This is a genomic window from Actinophytocola sp., from assembly GCF_035712165.1.
Lineage (GTDB): Bacteria > Actinomycetota > Actinomycetes > Mycobacteriales > Pseudonocardiaceae > DASYTH01.
In genome coordinates this window covers 1-17,222 of the sequence record NZ_DASTBH010000515.1, presented here as the reverse complement: position 1 = coordinate 17,222, position 17,222 = coordinate 1, and the positions used below count along the sequence as shown (strand labels likewise).

General features: G+C 71.7%; 14 protein-coding genes, 1 tRNA gene and 2 pseudogenes. 11 read left to right on the top strand and 6 right to left on the bottom strand.

Annotation, left to right across the window (positions count from 1 at the left end):
* The 3 genes and pseudogenes from VFO68_RS29305 to VFO68_RS29295 form a co-directional block, all read right to left on the bottom strand.
* Positions 1-566: pseudogene (locus VFO68_RS29305) on the bottom strand (hypothetical protein); the annotation flags it as partial.
* 10 nt (positions 567-576) lie between these two features.
* Positions 577-3,030 (bottom strand): glycosyltransferase family 4 protein, encoded by a 2,454-nt coding sequence (locus VFO68_RS29300; RefSeq protein WP_325161644.1) that lies wholly within the window; start codon positions 3,028-3,030, stop codon positions 577-579.
* Positions 3,008-4,207, bottom strand: a complete 1,200-nt coding sequence (locus VFO68_RS29295) for an SHOCT domain-containing protein (RefSeq protein WP_325161643.1) — start codon at positions 4,205-4,207, stop codon at positions 3,008-3,010. Before VFO68_RS29295 ends, VFO68_RS29300 begins: the two co-directional genes overlap by 23 nt.
* 153 nt (positions 4,208-4,360) lie before the next feature.
* On the opposite strand from VFO68_RS29295, the gene msrA reads away from it, so the two are divergent.
* The 5 genes from msrA (at position 4,361) to VFO68_RS29270 (ending at position 8,186) form a co-directional block, all read left to right on the top strand.
* Positions 4,361-5,023 (top strand): peptide-methionine (S)-S-oxide reductase MsrA, encoded by a 663-nt coding sequence (gene msrA, locus VFO68_RS29290; RefSeq protein WP_325161642.1) that lies wholly within the window; start codon positions 4,361-4,363, stop codon positions 5,021-5,023.
* A gap of 41 nt (positions 5,024-5,064) precedes the next feature.
* Positions 5,065-5,140 (top strand) — tRNA-Gly (locus tag VFO68_RS29285).
* A gap of 173 nt (positions 5,141-5,313) precedes the next feature.
* Positions 5,314-6,801, top strand: a complete 1,488-nt coding sequence (locus VFO68_RS29280; RefSeq protein ID WP_325161641.1) for a sigma-70 family RNA polymerase sigma factor — start codon at positions 5,314-5,316, stop codon at positions 6,799-6,801.
* A gap of 61 nt (positions 6,802-6,862) precedes the next feature.
* On the top strand, positions 6,863-7,309 hold the full coding sequence (locus VFO68_RS29275) for a DUF983 domain-containing protein (protein WP_325161640.1): 447 nt from the start codon (positions 6,863-6,865) through the stop codon (positions 7,307-7,309).
* Between the two features lie 13 nt (positions 7,310-7,322).
* Positions 7,323-8,186, top strand: coding sequence for a DNA-formamidopyrimidine glycosylase family protein (locus VFO68_RS29270; protein ID WP_325161639.1), 864 nt, complete (start codon positions 7,323-7,325; stop codon positions 8,184-8,186).
* On the opposite strand, the gene VFO68_RS29265 is transcribed toward VFO68_RS29270, so the two are convergent.
* The 3 genes from VFO68_RS29265 to VFO68_RS29255 are packed head-to-tail and all read right to left on the bottom strand — an operon-like array spanning position 8,179 to position 10,991.
* Positions 8,179-8,793, bottom strand: a complete 615-nt coding sequence (locus VFO68_RS29265) for a lactate utilization protein C (RefSeq protein ID WP_325161638.1) — start codon at positions 8,791-8,793, stop codon at positions 8,179-8,181. The two genes, VFO68_RS29270 and VFO68_RS29265, sit on opposite strands and share 8 nt — an antisense overlap.
* Positions 8,786-10,219, bottom strand: a complete 1,434-nt coding sequence (locus VFO68_RS29260) for a lactate utilization protein B (RefSeq protein WP_325161637.1) — start codon at positions 10,217-10,219, stop codon at positions 8,786-8,788. The genes VFO68_RS29265 and VFO68_RS29260 overlap by 8 nt, the downstream gene beginning before the upstream one ends.
* A 43-nt stretch (positions 10,220-10,262) precedes the next feature.
* Positions 10,263-10,991, bottom strand: coding sequence for a (Fe-S)-binding protein (locus VFO68_RS29255; protein WP_325161636.1), 729 nt, complete (start codon positions 10,989-10,991; stop codon positions 10,263-10,265).
* Between the two features lie 84 nt (positions 10,992-11,075).
* Between VFO68_RS29255 and VFO68_RS29250 the strand changes: the two genes are divergently transcribed.
* From VFO68_RS29250 to VFO68_RS29225, 6 genes and pseudogenes are all read left to right on the top strand, one after another.
* Positions 11,076-12,335 (top strand): GAF domain-containing sensor histidine kinase, encoded by a 1,260-nt coding sequence (locus VFO68_RS29250; protein ID WP_325161646.1) that lies wholly within the window; start codon positions 11,076-11,078, stop codon positions 12,333-12,335.
* A gap of 26 nt (positions 12,336-12,361) precedes the next feature.
* The gene (locus VFO68_RS29245; RefSeq protein WP_325161635.1) at positions 12,362-13,234 is read left to right on the top strand and encodes a S49 family peptidase; all 873 of its coding nucleotides are present in this window, start codon (positions 12,362-12,364) and stop codon (positions 13,232-13,234) included.
* A gap of 207 nt (positions 13,235-13,441) precedes the next feature.
* Positions 13,442-14,272 (top strand): response regulator transcription factor, encoded by an 831-nt coding sequence (locus tag VFO68_RS29240; protein WP_325161645.1) that lies wholly within the window; start codon positions 13,442-13,444, stop codon positions 14,270-14,272.
* Between the two features lie 100 nt (positions 14,273-14,372).
* Positions 14,373-14,792: a hypothetical protein gene (locus VFO68_RS29235; RefSeq protein ID WP_325161634.1), complete on the top strand. Its 420-nt coding sequence runs from the start codon at positions 14,373-14,375 to the stop codon at positions 14,790-14,792.
* Between the two features lie 39 nt (positions 14,793-14,831).
* Positions 14,832-16,616: a cation acetate symporter gene (locus VFO68_RS29230; RefSeq protein ID WP_325161633.1), complete on the top strand. Its 1,785-nt coding sequence runs from the start codon at positions 14,832-14,834 to the stop codon at positions 16,614-16,616.
* Between the two features lie 130 nt (positions 16,617-16,746).
* A pseudogene (locus tag VFO68_RS29225) lies at positions 16,747-17,222 on the top strand (sensor histidine kinase); the annotation flags it as partial.

The window sequence follows — 17,222 nt, the reverse complement described above, 5'->3', positions numbered from 1 at the left end:
ACGCCGTCCCGCAACCGGCGCAGCTGGCCGATCACGAAGTCGAGCGAGTTGGCCGGCCGGCACCTGGTCACGACATCGTCACCGAGGTACATCCAGCCCTCTTTGCCCTCGATGACCGGTGGCACGGCGATGTCGACGGGGGTCTCCGGCCGCGGGTTCACCCCGATCGGTCCGGTCCGCGGCGAGTGCTGGTCGAACGGCGGCGGCTCACCGAACAGCCCGCGGCTGATCCCGTCCGCGGCGTGCACCGCCGCGTCCCGGAACACCAGGTGATCGCTCGCCCACGGGTCGAGGCCGGTGAGGAAGTCCCAGCCGGCGCCCGGGCTGGGGAACGGGATCAGCCGCCGGTTCTCGAACTCGGCCGGGCGCACCCCGAGGGTCAGCGCGACCAGCGGCGTGGCGAAGAACACGGCGGCACAGATCAGCGAGACGAGCTGCCGGCCGCCGTGCCGGGGTCGGTGCAGCGAGTGCTCGCGGGGCAGCCAGGCCTCATGGATCGCGGGCAGGTCGGTCCTCGACGAGAAGGTCCGCGCTCCGGCTTCCCGCTTCGGGGCCTCGGTGCTCATAGGGATCCGATTATGTCCGGTCGGGATTAGGCCTGGGTGAGCTACCACGGATTCGCAGCCGGTCCAGCACACGAGCGGCCCGGAGCAGCGCCCGGCGGGCGAGCGGCACCGGCGCCGGTCCCGACTGCCGGCGCAGCCAGGTCTCGTGCGCCGCCGTCAGCTCGGACACCATCCAGTCGGCCGCCGCCGACACCGAGCGGGTGCGCAGCAGGTGCTCGCGGGCGGCCTTGCCCCGCCGGGCGGCCTCGGCCGGGTCGTCGGCGATCTGGCGCAGGGCGGCGGCCGCCCGTTCGAGGTCCGGCTCGGCCCAGATGCCGTCGGGCTGGTAGGGATGCCAGCCCGGCCCGACCTCGACCAGCCGGTAGCCGACCGGCCAGCCCACGGTGTCGTCCAGGAACTCGGCGGTGCCGGAGTAGCCGGTCGCCGCCACCGGAAGTCCCCGGATCATCGCCTCGGCCACGGTGAGTCCGAAGCCCTCACTCCGGTGCAGGGACACATAGGCGTCGCTGTCGGCGTAGAGCTGGTCGAGTTCGGCGACGCTGAGGTACCGCTCGAGCAGGCTGATCCGCGGGTCGTCCGCGACGGCCTGGCGGAGCCGTTCAGCGGCGCCGACGTGCAGGTCGCCGTTGGTCGCCTTGATGACGAGGCTCACGTCGGTGCGGCCCGGGAAGGCGTGCCGGAATGCCCCGACCAGGCCGAGCGGGTTCTTCCGGCCCGCCGTGCTGTTGAAGTCGAAGGCGAACAGGAACCGGACCGGGTCGCCGGGCCGCCGTTGCGGCATCGGGCTCGTCCCGGGGTCGGGCACCGGCACCGGGATCCGTTTCACCGCGATGTCCGGCGGGGCGTGCGCCGCGATGGCCTCGCGGCAGAACTCGCTGACCGTCCACACCTCGTCGACCAGGGCGAACCCGTCGTGCAGCCACGCCGGAAAGTCCGCGAGCTCCCAGGCCCACAACCCGATCCGGTACCGTCCCGCGCCCGCCGCCGGATGGGCGTCCAGTAGCAGCTGGGTGAAGTCGGCGTTGACGGCGAGGATGCTGACCGGGAACCGGGGCTGGCCGGTGTCCGCCGGAGCGGGGACTCCGGTGCGGCAGCTCAGCGACTCTTCCTCCACCACCGACACCATCGGGACCCCGGCGTGCGCCAGGGTGCGGTGCACGATCCGGCCCATCTCGCCGATCCCCAGCTCACCGGTGAGGTTTCCGGCCAGGTTCACGCCGAACTCGCGGACCGGTGGCCGGGGCGGCTCCGGCTCGGCCGGCAGCGCCCACTCGGGAATTCCTTCCTCGACGGTGCCGTGCCGGCGGCACCAGGCGCGGAAGGCCGCCGCATGCTCGTCGAGCGGTCGGGCAAAGGCGACCTGGAGATCCGTTCGGTGCGACCAGATCCCGGTGCACAGCCGGTTCACCCCGGCCGCCGACTCGCGGGCGGAGGCCGGGGACCGCAGCCAGTCCCGAAACTCCGCCGGGCCGCCGGCTCCGAACGGGTGGGCCGGCGCAGCGGTCCGGCGGTTGCCGCTGCCGTGCGCCGCCGTCCAGGCGTCGCGGAACACCCGGCGCAGCGCCGGGCGCAGCGGCGTCCCGTCGGGAAGGGACCCGAACCGGTACGGCGCAGCGGAGACGCGGTCGCGGGCGGAGCTCAGGGCGTCCCGGTAGCCGTCGCACAGCGTGCGGAGCACCTCGTGTTCGGACAGCAGCACCCGTGGCCGTCCCCGGGCCGGCGTCCAGAGCAGCCAGGGGGTATCCGGGTCGTAGCCGTCGAAGTCGACGAACCGCAGCGGGCGACCGGCCGCGCTGACCGTGCCGTCCTGCGCCCGCACCAGCTCACGCTCGTGTGCGTTCCAGTGGCTGAGGTTGCAACCGGGGTCGCGGAGAACCTGAGCCGCGAACAGCACCGGCAGCACGTCGAGCGTGGCCGGCCCGGCGCGGTCGTACCTGGCTTGGTCGGCCCACAGGTCCAGGACCGGCCTGGCGTCGCGCCCGGCCGCCGCGAACCTGGAGCTGAGCGCGCCGGCCTCGGCCAGGGCCTCGTCGTCGGGCTGGTGACCGTCCGACGGCAGCGGGGTGAGCAGGCGCGGGGCGAGCACCAGGCCATGCCGGGCGGCGTCGGCAACGACGTCCGTCAGCGGGCCGTACACCACCGTGCCGGGCGCCAGGAACAAGACCACGTCCGAGGTGTCGAGCAGCCGGCGCAGCACCACCGGGACCATGGCGGCGGCCAGTTCGCCGGCGTCCAGGGCGGTCGCCAGGTCGAGGAAGTCGGTGCTGGCCTCGGTCAGCCAGGACTGGCCCGCGACGCCGCGTTCGGGCTCGTCGTCGCCGTCCAGGACGACGGTCCGAAAGTCGTGTTCGGGGTGCTGTTCCAGGTAGGAGCGGGCGAGGACGCGGGCGGCCGGCAGGCCGGCCCGGGTGACGATGGTGCACCCGGTGACCCGCAACACCTCACTGGTCGACGGCGAGTGCATCCGCCTGCAGGCTGATCACGTCCCGGAACGCGGCGTTCACGTCGGCCTGGCTGTCGCCGTAGACCTGGACTCGCACGACGGTGCCCTTGTGCACGTAGTGTGCACGGATCGTCGCCGGCCGGTCGCCGAGCTTGCCGATTCCCGCCGCCTTGACCCCGTTCGGGGCGTCGGCGTGGGCCTGCATTCCGTACGTGATCTGCAGTTGGCTGAGGCTGTCCCGCACCGGGATCGCCTCGGCGGGGCTCTTGACGGCGGTCGTCAGCACGAACGCGTGGGTGCCGTTCGGCATCACCGTGGAGACCATCCGGACCTTGTCGGCGCCGGCCTGTTCGTAGAGGCCGCCCTCCTCGGGCGTCAGCATTTTGGCCTCCAGGACGTCGGCGAACGTCTTGATGTGGTTGGTGCTCTCGTGCTTACCGGGCAGGTCGGCCACCTCGAGGTCGTCCTTGGGCCGCGCTGAGGTGGTCGTGGTGGGCGGTGTCTGAGCGGTCGTCTGCGGGTTCGACGGCTGGGCCTGCGAGTCGTCCCGGTTTAACAGGATGACCGCTCCCACGCTGAGACCGGCCACCAGGAGCACGGCGACCACGATGAGCGCGATCTTGCCAGCCTTCGACCGGTCGCCCGCCTCGAAAACCTCCGGCCCCTGCCGGATCCAGTCCGGGTTGCTGTGGGCCAGCGGCGGGAACTCCGCACCCGACCAGGGCGGGCCCGCCTCGTCGTGCCAGCCCTGCTGATATCCGGGTGGCGGGGGGAACTGACCGACGCCGGGGGCGGACCGGGGGGCCGCACCGCCGGCATAGGCCTGCGGGGGCACGCCGGGTACCGCCTGGGTGCGGTCGGCTTCCTGGCCGCCGGGCCGGGCAGCCTGCCAGCCGCCGCTGACGGCCTGGGTGCGCTCGCCCTCGTTCGGCACGATCTGGGTCCGGTCCGCGTCGTCGCCACCGCGGGCCGGCTCGCCCGGCCTGGCCGGTGGCTGTGCGGCCGGTGGCTGTGCGGCCGGCTGCTGGGGCCCCGGCGGTGCGGCAGCCGCCGTGCCCGGTGGTGTGGTGCTGCTCTCCGGACCGGCGGACACCGCCGAGGCGAGCACCTGGTCCCGCCGCACCCGGTATTCGTCCGCCGAGATCTGGCCCGCGGCTAGCTCCTCGTCGAGCTTGCGGAGTTCCTCCTGCCAGGACACCCCAGGCCCCCTTTCACCCAATGCCGTAGCCCCGAACCCGGCAACATTGTGCACGGCGCCGAACCCGAACCGGTGACGGAGGCCGAACTCGCAACCTTCCTGATGCACATCGTGGTACCGGCTGACTTCGGCGCGTTCCGTACAGTGGACCCCATGGTGTTGTTCGGTCGGCAGAAGACCCAACTGGTGACGGCCGAGGAGGCCCTGCCAGGCCGGGCCGAGGCGATGCCGGTGCCCACGATGCACGCGGTGTTCACGGACCGGCGGATCGTGCCGCCGTTCCCGGACGGGATGGCCACCGCGGTGTTCGGGATGGGCTGCTTCTGGGGTGCGGAGCGGCTGTTCTGGCAGACCCCCGGGGTGTACTCGACGGCGGTCGGGTACGCCGGTGGCTACACACCGAACCCCAGCTACGAGGAGGTGTGCACCGGCCGCACCGGGCACACCGAGGTGGTGCTCGTGGTCTACGACCCCGAGGTGATCTCCTACCCGGCGCTGCTGAAGGTGTTCTGGGAGGGGCACGACCCGACGCAGGGCATGCGGCAGGGCAACGACGTCGGCACCCAGTACCGGTCGGCGGTGTACCTCACCGACCCGGCCCGGCGCGCGGACGTGGAAAGCACCCGGGACAGCTACCAGGACGCCCTGCGGCGCAGCGGGCACGGCCAGATCTCCACCGAGATCACCGACCTGCGGGACTTCTACTACGCCGAGGACTACCACCAGCAGTACCTGCACAAGGTTCCCAACGGGTACTGCGGCATCGGCGGAACCGGCGTCTCCTGCCCGGTCGGGTTGGCCACCGAACAGGGGTGAGCCCGGGTGGCCCGGCGGTCCGTTAGACTGGGCCGCATCATGCGGACGTAGCGCAGTTGGTAGCGCATCACCTTGCCAAGGTGAGGGTCGCGGGTTCGAGTCCCGTCGTCCGCTCCACGCAATTACGGTGCGTACCTCCGGCGTAGACCGCCAGTATTCTCATTGGGCCGAACGGCTCAGTACTTTCGTCGGTTTCCCGTTAACGTTCTTCACGGTTGCGCACCATGAGCAATCTTCCTGTGGCATGTTGTCACCCAGTCAAGTGGTCGCCGGGAGGAGGTTCTGGCCGGATGACCGCGATTGGCGGGTCTCTGCATGGTTCCGTACCCAGCGACGATGCCCATGCGGGGCGGGACCCGATCGACCAGGACGCCGCCGACCGGGCGCTGCTGCAACGGTTACGGGCCGGCGAGGACGCGGCCTACGGAGAGTTGTTCGCCCGGCACGCCGCCGCGGTCCGGCGCCTGGCCTACGGCCTGGTGCATGACCGGTCCGACGCCGAGGACCTCACCGCCGAGGCGTTCTTCCGGGTGTTACAGGCGATCCGCCGAGGCGCGGGGCCGGTCGACAACGTCCGGGGCTACCTGCTGATCGTGGCCAGGCGGGTGGCCTGGGAATGGCGGTCCCGGCGCCGTGACGTGCCGGTCTCCGATGAGGAGCTGACCCACCGGGCCGGCGCCGGCCCGGACACCTCCAACCAGTCCACCGAGCGCAGCCTGATCACCCGGGCGTTCACCAGCCTGCCCGAGCGCTGGCGCAGCGTGCTGTGGAAGGTGGAGGTCGAGGGCGAGCGGCCGGCCGTGGTGGCCACCAACTTCGGGTTGTCCGCCAATGCCACCGCCGCCCTGGCCCGGCGCGCCCGGCAGGGTCTGCGGGCCGCCTACCTGCAGGCCCACCTGGCCGCGGAGCGCAGCTCCACCGGCTGCCGCTGGGTGCTGGAGAAGCTGGGCGCCTACACCGCCGGCAGCATCAAGGGCTCCGAGCGGCGGCGGATCCGGGCCCACCTGGCCGGCTGCCCGCCGTGCGCGGCGATGCACGCGGAACTGCACGAGGTCTGCTCCGGGTTACGCGCGCACGCCGCGCTGCTGGCCGTCCCGCTCGGCGGCCTGGCCGCGCTGGAGCTGGCCGCCACGAGCTCCGGCCCGGCGGTGGCCGGCGGCCTCGGCGTGACGGTCAAGGGCCTGCTGGCCAGTGCCAAGCTGCAGGTCGCCGTGGCCGCGTCGTCGGCGGCGGTGGGGGTGCTGGGCATCGTGGCCGGATCCTGGGGCGCCACCCAGTACAGCACCGCGCCCGATGACCTCGACGGCCGGCGCGAGACGCGGCTGACCATCACCGAGCCGGTGCCGACGTCCAGTTCGCAGACGATCGCGCTCACCTCGGGCGTGCTCAGCACCGTGGCCGTCGTGCCGGCGAGCCGGACCCGGCCGACCGGGACCGGCTCGGCGCGACCGCCGGCGACGGTCGCGGCCCCGGCGGCCGACACGGGCGGTTACGACGAGGACGCCCAGGTGGTGTACCGGGAGACGACGGTCGAACAGAACTCCGAGACCTACGCCGACTACACGCTGGTCTACGAGACGAAGTCGGTGACCGAGGTCAACTCCGCGGACCAGACCAGCGTCTGGTCCACGACCACGACCTCTACCAAGGTCAACCCGTTGTCGGTCAGCGGCGAGACGACCTCGACGGCGCCCCAGACCCCCGCGGCCACGTCCAGCAGCGGAAAGCCGACCACCGCCACCGGTGGGAAGGGAGTGCCGCCCCCACCGTCCAGGTGAACCGCTGACCAAGATCACGTACGGTCGCTTTCCGCATCCGGTGGATGTCAGAATTACCGGCATGTTGCGGGTTGTGCGCGGGGCCGATGACCGGGTCTGGACTCTCCAGGCCGACATGGAGTGGCGGACCCCTTCCACCGCGGCCCAGTTCGAGCACGACATCAGCTCCAGCCGGAGCTCGGCCGTCGTGCTCGCTGCGCTGGTGGTGATCCTGGCGGTGACGCTGGTGTTCTGGACTCCCAAGGACGTCAGGGTGCCGCTCTGGCTGGTGCTCATGATCGTTCTTTTGATCATGTTCTTCCCGCTGCGCTGGATGCTCCGCCGGCCCTGGTCGGTCACCGCCGCCACCGGTGACGACGGCGAGGGCAACCCCACCGAGGAGTGGACCGGCGCCGTGCGCGGCGTGTTCAACGTACGCACGCAGGTGAACCGGATAGCCCGTAACATCGCGGACGAGTCCAGTCCCGGCGTGGACAGCCCGCTGCGGCAGGTCCGGCCGGTCCCCTAGCGAGGACGGTGCGGTGCCAGAACTTCCCGAGGTCGAAGCGCTGGCTCACCACCTGCGCGAACACGCGGCCGGGCGGACCGTCGCCCGGGTGGATGTGGCATCGCTGTCGGTGCTCAAGACCGCCAGCCCGCCGTGGACCGACCTGCACGGCCGGGAGGTCACCGGCGCCGGCCGGCACGGCAAGTTCCTCGACCTGGACTGCGGCGGGCTGCACCTGATCGTCCATCTGGCCCGGGCCGGCTGGCTGCGCTGGTCGGACACGCTGTCCGCGGCGCCGCCGAAACCGGGCCGGGGACCGCTGGCGCTGCGCGTGCACCTGGGCCGGCCGGGCGACGGCCCGGGGTTCGATCTCACCGAGGCCGGCACGAAGAAGGGTCTGGCGGTGTGGATCGTGACCGATCCCGGGCAGGTGCCGGGCATCGCGGCGCTCGGCCCGGACGCGCTGTCGATCACCCGGGACGAGTTGGGCGCGCTGCTGGCCGGGCGGTCCGAACGGCTCAAGACGGCGCTGACCACGCAGAAGATCATCGCCGGGGTGGGCAACGCCTACTCCGACGAGATCATGCACACCGCGCGGCTCTCGCCGTACGCCACCGCGGGCAAGCTGGACGGTGCGGCGGTCGACCGGTTGCACTCGGCGCTGCACGAGGTGCTCGCCGACGCCGTGGCCCGCTCGGTGGGGCAGGAGGCCGCGCGGCTCAAGGGCGAGAAGCGTTCGGGCCTGCGGGTGCACGCCCGCACCGGGTTGCCCTGCCCGGTGTGCGGGGACACCGTGCGCGAGGTTTCCTTCGCCGACAAGGCGTTCCAGTACTGCGCGACCTGCCAGACCGGCGGCAGGCCGCTGGCCGACCGCCGGCTGTCGCGCCTGCTCAAGTGACCAGCAGCAGTTCCAGGGTGCGCGGCCCGTGCACGCCCTCCACCCGGTTCAGCTCGATGTCACTGGTGGCCGAAGGTCCGGAGATGAACGTCAACGGCCGCACCGGATCCAGCGCGGCCAGCGCCTCGGGGACGGTGCCGACCACCTGCTCTGCCCGCACCACGCACAGGTGGTAGTCGGGCACCAGGGTGAGCGCGCGCCGGCCCTGCGCCGGGCCGGCGTCCAGCACGATGGTGCCGGTCTCGGCGATGGCCACCGCCGTCCCGGTGAGCACCCCGTCCACGGCGTCCAACTCGTCCACGGCCAGCGGCGGATCGTCCACCAGCCACCGGAATCCCTCGGCGCACCAGGACGCCGGCACGTCCGGCGGCACCACCATGGTGCGCGCGCCGCGCTCGTGCAGCGCGGTGGCCACGGCGGCGGCGAGCTTCCCGGCGCCGACCCGGCGCACCGTGGCGCGATAGTCGGCGACCCGTTCGGCGAACAGGCCGAGCAGGTCGTCCACCGGCCGGTGGGTGTCGTAGTCGCGGGGCACCGGGGGCGCGCTGGGCCGGTCCGCCATCGCGGCGCGGATCCTGTTCAGAATGACTGCCCGGGCGTCAGCCATGGGTTCTCCGCCACCAGGCCCGGAACGACTCCTTCGGCGGCGCCGGCAGGTCCCGGCTCGCCGTCCAGCGCGAGCCCGGCCAGGGCAGGTGCGAGATCCGGCCGTCCGCGCCGCCGAGCAGCCGGGCCAGCGATCCGGCCTTCTGCGCGGCCTCGTATCTCCTGCGGTTGCCCATGATCCAGGCCAGGGCCGCCATGCCGGCCGCCTCGCCGGACCGTTTCCCCTTGGCCGCAACGGTTTTCGCGCGCAGGTGGACCAGCACCTCGGGAATGTCGATCCGCACCGGGCAGACCTCGAAGCAGGCGCCGCACAGCGACGAGGCGTAGGGCAGGGACGCCGCCTGCTTGTCCGCCGGGTCGTCCACCAGTTGCGGGGTGAGGATCGCGCCGATCGGGCCGGGGTACACCGAGCCGTACGCGGCGCCGCCGGTGCGCTCGTAGACCGGGCAGACGTTCAGGCAGGCGGAGCACCGGATGCAGCGCAGCGCGGCCCGGCCGACCGGGTCGGCGAGGGTGGCGGTGCGGCCGTTGTCCAGCAGCACCAGGTGAAACTCCTGCGGACCGTCGCCCGGGGTGACCCCGGTCCAGATCGAGGTGTACGGGTTCATCCGCTCCGCCGTCGACGAGCGGGGCAGCAGTTGCAGGAACACCTCGAGGTCGCGCCAGGTGGGCACCACCTTCTCCAGCCCCATCACGGTGATCAGGGTCCGGGGCAGGGTCAGGCACATCCGGCCGTTGCCCTCCGACTCCAGCACCACCACCGAACCGGTGTCCGCGACCGCGAAGTTCGCTCCGGACACCGCGACCGTCGCGGAGAGGAACTTGCGCCGCAGGTGCGCGCGGGCCACCTCGGCCAGCGCGGCCGGTTCCGCGGCGAGGTCCGCGGGCGCCCCCGGCATCTCCCGGGCGAAGATCTCCCGGATCTCCGCGCGGTTGCGATGGATCGCCGGCACCAGGATGTGCGACGGACGGTCGTGTCCCAGTTGGACGATCAGCTCGGCGAGATCCGTTTCCACGACGCCGATCCCGGCCGACTCGAGCGCGTCGTTGAGCCCGATCTCCGCGGTGGCCATGGACTTCACCTTGACCACCTCGGCCGCGCCCGCGGCCCTGGTCAGCCGCAGCACGATCTCGTTGGCCTCGCTGGCATCCCGGGCCCAGTGCACGGTCCCGCCGCGCGCGGTGACGGCGGCCTCCAGCGCTTCGAGGTAACCGTCCAGATGGAACAGCACCTCGTTCTTGATCGCTTCGCCGGCCCGGCGCAGCGACTCCCAGTCCGGCAGTTCGGCGACCGCGCCTGCGCGCTTGGTGCGGATGGTGTGCGTGGCGTGCCGGAGGTTGCGGCGCAGCTGCGGATCGGCGAGTGCGGCGCTGGCAGCTCTCGGGAAGGTTGGCGTGCCCAGCCAGGTCACGGGGTTTCGGCGCATGGGTCCTCCGGTCGATGGCTGGATGGCGCTGTGCCCAGCCAGGTCACCGGGTTGCGACCCATGGGTCCTCCTCCGTGCTGGCGAGGATCTCAGCAATGTGCACCGCGCGGACACCCGAGCGGTTCCGGGACAGTCCGCCGCCGATATGCATCAGACACGAGTTGTCGCCCGCTGTCACGAACTCCGCGCCGGTGCCCAGCACGTTCCACATCTTGTCGGTCAGCATCGCGGTGGAGGTCTCGGCGTTCTTCACCGCGAACGTGCCGCCGAACCCGCAGCAGGTGTCGGCTTCGTCCAGCTCGACCAGCTCCAGTCCGCGCACGGCGGACAGCAGCCGCAGTGGCCGGTCGCCGACGCCGAGCAGCCGCAGCGAATGACAGGTCGGGTGGTAGGTGACCCGGTGCGGGAAGTAGGCGCGCACGTCGGTCACCCCGAGCACGTCGACGAGAAACTCGGTCAGCTCGTACATCCGGGTGCCGCCTGCGCCGAGCCGGGGATGCACCTCCCGCACCATCCCGACGCACGAGCCGGACGGTGCGACAACCGCGTCGTAGCCGGCAAACGCCGAGACCAGTGCTGCCGCCAGCGGCCGGGCGTGGTCGGCGTATCCGGTGTTGTAGTGCATCTGCCCGCAGCAGGTCGCGTCCAACGGCAGCTCGACGCTGCACCCCAGCCGTTCGAGCAGGCGCACCACGGCGCGCGCGGTGTCCGGGAACAACGTATCGGTCAGGCACGTCGGAAAGAGCGCTACGCGGGTTGTCTGGACCGCCACGACGGTTACCGTATCCCGGTGCCCCTTGTCACCCCGCTGTCGACAACCGAGCATTGAGCCGTGTCCGGACTGTTGACCGAGCAGATGCTGGTCGGTGCGGTCGCGGTGTGTGCCGTGACCGCGCTGTTCTACTTCCTGCTGCGCAACCGCAAGGGCGACGGCTCGGTACCGGACGCGGTGCTCGACGCGGTGCAGCGGCTGTCCAAGGCGGCGCCCCAGCTGCGCGACGGGCTGACCGAGCGGGCCGCCGACGAGGCCACCAAGCATCTGGTGGAGATGCTCAAGTGCGTGGCCATCGGCATCACCGACGCCTCGGGCCGGCTGCTTTCCTGGGACGGCGAGGCGAACGAGCACTACGAGGGACTCACCGGGGCGATCGACGCCGCGGTGCGCAAGAGCCATCGCGAGCACATCAACCACACCGACCTGCAGTGTGACCACCGGGGCCGCTGTCCGATGCGCACCGCGGTGATCGTGCCGCTGATCATCGACGGGGACGTGGAGGGCACCCTGATCGTGGTCGGCGGGGTGAACAGCAAGCGGCTGATCCGGGCGGCCGACGAGGTGGCCCAGTTCATCACCATCCAGCTGGAGCTGGCCAAGCTGGACGAGTCCAAGCAGCAGCTGGCCCGGGCGGAGTTGCGCATGCTGCGCGCGCAGATCTCCCCGCACTTTCTCTACAACGCGCTCAACGCGATCTCCTCGCTGATTCGCACCGACCCCGAGCAGGCCCGCGAGCTCCTGCAGGAGTTCGCCGACTTCACCCGCTACTCGTTCCGCTCGACCGGCAACTTCACCACGCTGGCCGACGAGCTGCGCAACATCGACCGCTACCTGACCATCCAGAGCCAGCGCTACCAGGAGCGGCTCAACGTCCGGATCAAGATCGCGCCCGAGGTGCTGCCGGTGGTGGTGCCGTTCCTGGTGCTCCAGCCGCTGGTGGAAAACGCCGTGCAGCACGGCATCTCGCCCAAGCCGGGTGGCGGGACGGTCACCGTGATCGCCCAGGACAACGGCAACGAGGCGCTGATCAGCGTGGAGGACGACGGCGTCGGCATGGACGCCGACCGGCTCTTCGCCGACCTGCGCAACGCTCACAAGACCGGCGCGCACGTCGGCCTCGGCAACATCAACCAGCGGATGCGGTCGGTGTTCGGCGACGAGTACGCGCTGATGGTGGAGACCGCTCCGGGCGCGGGCATGAAGGTCATCCTGCGGGTGCCCAAGTTCTTCCCGGGAGTGCGCGCGGACCTGCAGGAGGACTACTCGGCGGGCGGCGAGGACGGCGCCGGGACCTCCGACGAGTCGACCGCGCTGCCCGGGGTCGGCCCCCGCGTCCGGTAACCACCCGAACACGTATGTTGGACCCCATGAGCGTCTCCGACAAGCTGGTCTCGCGACTGCCCAGGATCGGTGACCGGGGCGGGTCCACCCGCGTAGTCGCCGTGGTCCGGCTACACGGCGTGATCACCCCCACGCCCTCCCCACTCGGCCGGGGCACGATCAACCTCAACACCGTCGAGTCGGCGCTGACCCGGGCGTTCGACCACGAGCGGTTGGCCGCGGTGGCGCTGGCGATCAACTCGCCGGGCGGTGCGGCGACCCAGTCCGCACTGGTCGCCGAGCGGATCCGGGAGTTGGCCAACCGCAAGAAGGTGCGGGTGCTGTCGTTCTGTGAGGACGTGACGGCCTCCGGCGGGTACTGGTTGGCCTGTGCCGGCGACGAGATCTATGCCCATCCGTCGTCGCTGGTGGGGTCGATCGGCGTGGTCTCGGCCGGGTTCGGCCTGACCGGCCTGCTGCAGCGGATCGGCGTCGAGCGGCGGGTGTACACGGCGGGGACGCACAAGATGCGGCTCGACCCGTTCCGGCCGGAGAAGGCCGAGGACGTCGAGTGGCTGGCCGGACTGCAGGGTCAACTGCACGAGCAGTTCGCCGGCTGGGTGCGCGAGCGGCGCGGCGACAAGCTCAGCGACGGCCACGACCTGTTCTCCGGTGAGGTGTGGACCGGCACGAAGGCGGTCGAGCTGGGCCTGGTCGACGGGTTGGGCAACCTGCGTGAGGTGCTGGCCGAGCGGTATCCGGACGCCGACATCAGCGTGGCCGAGCCGAAGCGTCCGCTGCTCGCCCGGCTGGGCGTGGCCGCCTCGGCCGGACCGTGGGGCCAGTCCACGGCCGAGCGGGTGCTGTCGGCCGTGGAGGCGATCGAGGTGCGGGCGGCATGGTCCCGGTTCGGGCTCTAGGCGACGACTCATCAGCGCTGTGTCGATGAGGGCGCTCAGCTCGGATCTGCGGGGCAGGCCGTGGCTGGTCCGCTCCGTCGCTCGGGCCCGTCGGCGGCCTGCCGCCACGGATCCGAGCCTTCGGCGGTTCGCGCTGGGTAACGCGTTTTCACACCAGCGTGTGCCGCCCGATCCGACCATGGACAGACACCGGGTTCAATCGGCAGGATTCGACCTACTGTGAGTACCGCACCCAACCCCCCTGGCCTCGTCGTTCTCGCCGTGGACGACGAGAAGGACGGTATGGATGCCCTGGCCGAGCGGTTGAACAACAACCGCTACGTGCGCCGGATCATCCAGGCGTTCGACGCGACCGGGGCCCTGCGCATCCTGTCCGGTGACGACCAGGAGTTGGCCGCCCGGCGCGACTCCGGCCGGCCGATCGTGGACGCCGTGTTCTCCGACCTGAAGATGCCCGGGCTCACCGGCATGGAGATGGCCAAGGTGCTGGCCGGGTTCAAACCGTCCCCGGTGCTGATCTTCGTGACCGGGCACGGCGAGGGTGAGCACGCCGTCGAGGCCTTCGAGCTGGGCGCGGTCGACTTCATTCCCAAGCCGTGCGACCAGCCCCGGATGGACCGGGCGATCCAGCGGGTGCTGTCCAAGCTGCGCGGCGACGGCCTGACCGGCGAGGCCAGCTCGGTCGTCGAGCCCAGCGACGACGAAGTCATCCCGGTCGAGCTGGCCGGCACCACGAAGCTGATCCCGCGCTCGTCGGTGCGCTGGGTGGAGGCGCAGGGCGACTATGCCCGGCTGTTCACCTCGGACGGCTCGCACCTGGTGCGGATTCCGCTGGCGCAGCTGGAGGAACGGTGGGAGAAGGCCGGTTTCGTCCGCATCCACCGCTCGTACCTGGTGCCGGTCGCGCTGATCACCGAGCTGCAGCTCGGCGGCAACGGCTACCACGTGATCATCGGCAACGGCGAGCGCACGCTGCCGGTCAGCCGCCGGCACACCCGTGAGCTGAAGGACCGGATCACCCGCAGGGGCGCAATATGACCGACTTATTACCGGCGCGGGCCGGCGGTGCCTGGACTGAGCAACGAGGGAAGGCATCGCCGCACGGCCCGCGATTCGAGCGGAGCGAGGCGATGTCACCATGAGCCGGCACGCGGCCGGGCCGGGGCGGGGTGAGCCGGCCACCTTCGAGGAGTCGCCGACCAAGCCGCGGCGCAAGCGGGTGGTGCTGGCCGACTCGCGGGCGCCGGTGACCGTGCTGCGCACCGCGATGGAGCTGGAGGAGCAGACCAGCTATGGCGAGGAGCTGGTCCGCCAGTTCATCCGGGTCCAGCTCAAGGCGGGCGCCAAGCTCTGGGGGTTGGGGGTGCTGTTCCTGGCCGCGCTGCCGGCGGCGTTCCACTTCCTGCCGCACCTGGCCGAGCTCTCCTTCGCCGGGGTGCGGCTGCCGTGGATCGTCCTGGGGATCCTGCCTTACCCCCTGCTGTTCGGCATCGGCTATCTGTACAACGCGATCGCCGAGCGCAACGAGCGTGACTTCGTCGACATGGTCGAGAAGTAGGGTTCACCAGAACGCTCGCCGAGACACGTTGGGTCGACCTTGGAACTGAACCTCTGGGCCGTCGTCGCCGTGCTGCTGGTGGCGTTCGCGACCTTCTACATCGGGTTCCGGTCGTCCCGGCTGGCCAGCACCACCCCGGACTTCCTGGTCGCCCGGCGCACCGTTCGGTCCAGCCGCAACGCCGCCGCCGTCTCCGGCGAGTACCTGTCCGCCGCGTCCTTCCTCGGCGTGGCCGGCCTGGTGCTCAAGGACGGCGCGGACGCGCTCTGGTATCCGATCGGGTTCACCGCCGGCTACCTGGCGCTGATGGTGTTCGTGGCGGCGCCGCTGCGCCGCTCGGGCGCCTACACGCTGCCGGACTTCTGCGAGGCCCGGCTGGGCTCCAAGGCGTTACGCGGCCTGTCCACCGTGTTCGTGGTGTTCATCGGGATGCTCTACCTGGTGCCCCAGTTGCAGGGCGCCGGCCTGACCGTGGCCCGGATCCTGCCGTTCCCGCCGTGGATCGGCTCGGTGCTGGTGGCGGCCGTGGTGATCGTCAACGTGTTCGGCGGTGGGATGCGCGCGATCACCGTCGTGCAGGCGTTCCAGTACTGGCTCAAGCTGTTCGCGATCGCCGCGCCGACGTTCGTGATGTGTGCGCTGTTCTTCGGCAACGGCGGCCTGGCCACGACGACCACCGGGTTGACCGAGCCGCTGCCGCCCACCTTCACCGAGGCGGTCGCGATCGACGTGCAGACGCCGGTGGTGCTGCAGGTCAAGGAGCACACCTGGCTCAGCGCCGAGGGCGTCATCGACGACCGGCCGGCACACGGCTCGACGTTCTGGGCGCCCGGGGAGTACAGCGTCGGCGCCGGCACCCGGCTCAACTTCTTCGAGGGCTCGTCGGTGCCGGTGGTGGCCGGCGCTCCGGCCGACAACGAGAGCTGGCTGCGCCCGGTGGCCGGCACCTCGGACATGTTCCTGACCTACTCGCTGATCCTGGCGACGTTCCTGGGCACCATGGGCCTGCCGCACGTGCTGGTGCGCTTCTACACCAACCCGGACGGCCGGGCGGCCCGGCGCACCACCCTGCACGTGCTGCTGCTGCTGTCGCTGTTCTACCTGTTCCCGGTGCTGATCGGGGCGCTGTCCCGGCTCTACGTGCCCGAACTTCTGGTCACCGGCCGGACCGACCTGGCGGTGCTGGCGCTGCCGAGCAAGATCGCGCCGGGGGTGCTCGGCCAGATCCTCGGCGCGGTGACCGCGGCCGGGGCGTTCGCGGCGTTCCTGTCCACCTCGTCCGGCCTGGTGGTGAGCGTGGCCGGGGTGTTGTCCACCGACATGCTGCCCGGGCGGGTGCGGGACTTCCGGTACGCCACGGCGATCGCCGGCGTGGTTCCGCTGGCGCTGTCGATCATCCTGCGGCCCACCGACCTGTCGCTCACGGTGGGCATGTCGTTCGCGCTGGCCGCGTCCACGTTCGCCCCGGTGCTGCTGCTCGGCATCTGGTGGCGCCGGCTGACCTGGGTGGGCGCCGCCGCCGGAATCGTGGTGGGCGGGGCGCTGGTGCTGGCCGCGCTGGTGGTCAACACCGTCAGCAACTACACCGGCGACTGGGCCTGGTCGGTGTTGAGCCAGCCGGCGATCATCACGGTGCCGGTCGCCTTCCTGACCGTGATCGTGGTCAGCAAGGCCACCCAGCGCACGCTGCCGCCGGACGTCAACCGGATCCGGCTGCGGATGCACGCGCCGGACCGCCTCGGCTTCATCCGGGACCGGGACATCGCCCGGTTCGGCACCGCGGAGGAGCGGGCCCGGCTGGCCAACGGCCGGCACCGGCAGTGAGACGAACCCCCTCCGTAGAGCGGGATGGCGCTTTCGCATTACGGCTCACCCACCTAGGGTTCGCTACGGGACGGATGCCTCGGGGAGTGTCACGGTCCGTAGTAGTCCGTCGGTGGATGATGGAGCGCTGATGGCGGTGGCCGCCGATCAATGGCTCGATGCCGAGCCGGTCCGACCGGGCCGGTCGTGGTGGCTCGGGCGCTCCGGCACCGGGCCGGAGCCGACCCTGCGCCTGGCCCGGCAGCTCGCGGCGGACCTGCGGGACGGCCTGTCCGGGGCGCGGGTGCGGTCCGCGGCGCGCGGCGCGCGCCGGCTGCTCGGGGTGACCGGCGTCGGGCTCGCCGACCTGACCGGGGTGCCGGTCTGGGCCGGCGCGATCCCCGCGGACGGCGTCGTCCCCCCGCTGGTCCAACAGGTGCTGCACACCGAGAGCCGGGCCGGCCGGACACCGGTGCTGGCCCTTCCGCTGCACGTCCAGGACGAGCTGGCCGGGGTGCTGGTGGTGCACGGCGCGGCCCGCCGGGCGGCCGTGCGCGAGGTGGCCGACTGGGTGGTGGAGGCGCTGGAACGGGGCCGGCTGGAGGCCTCCGCCGAGCAGGCCGCCCA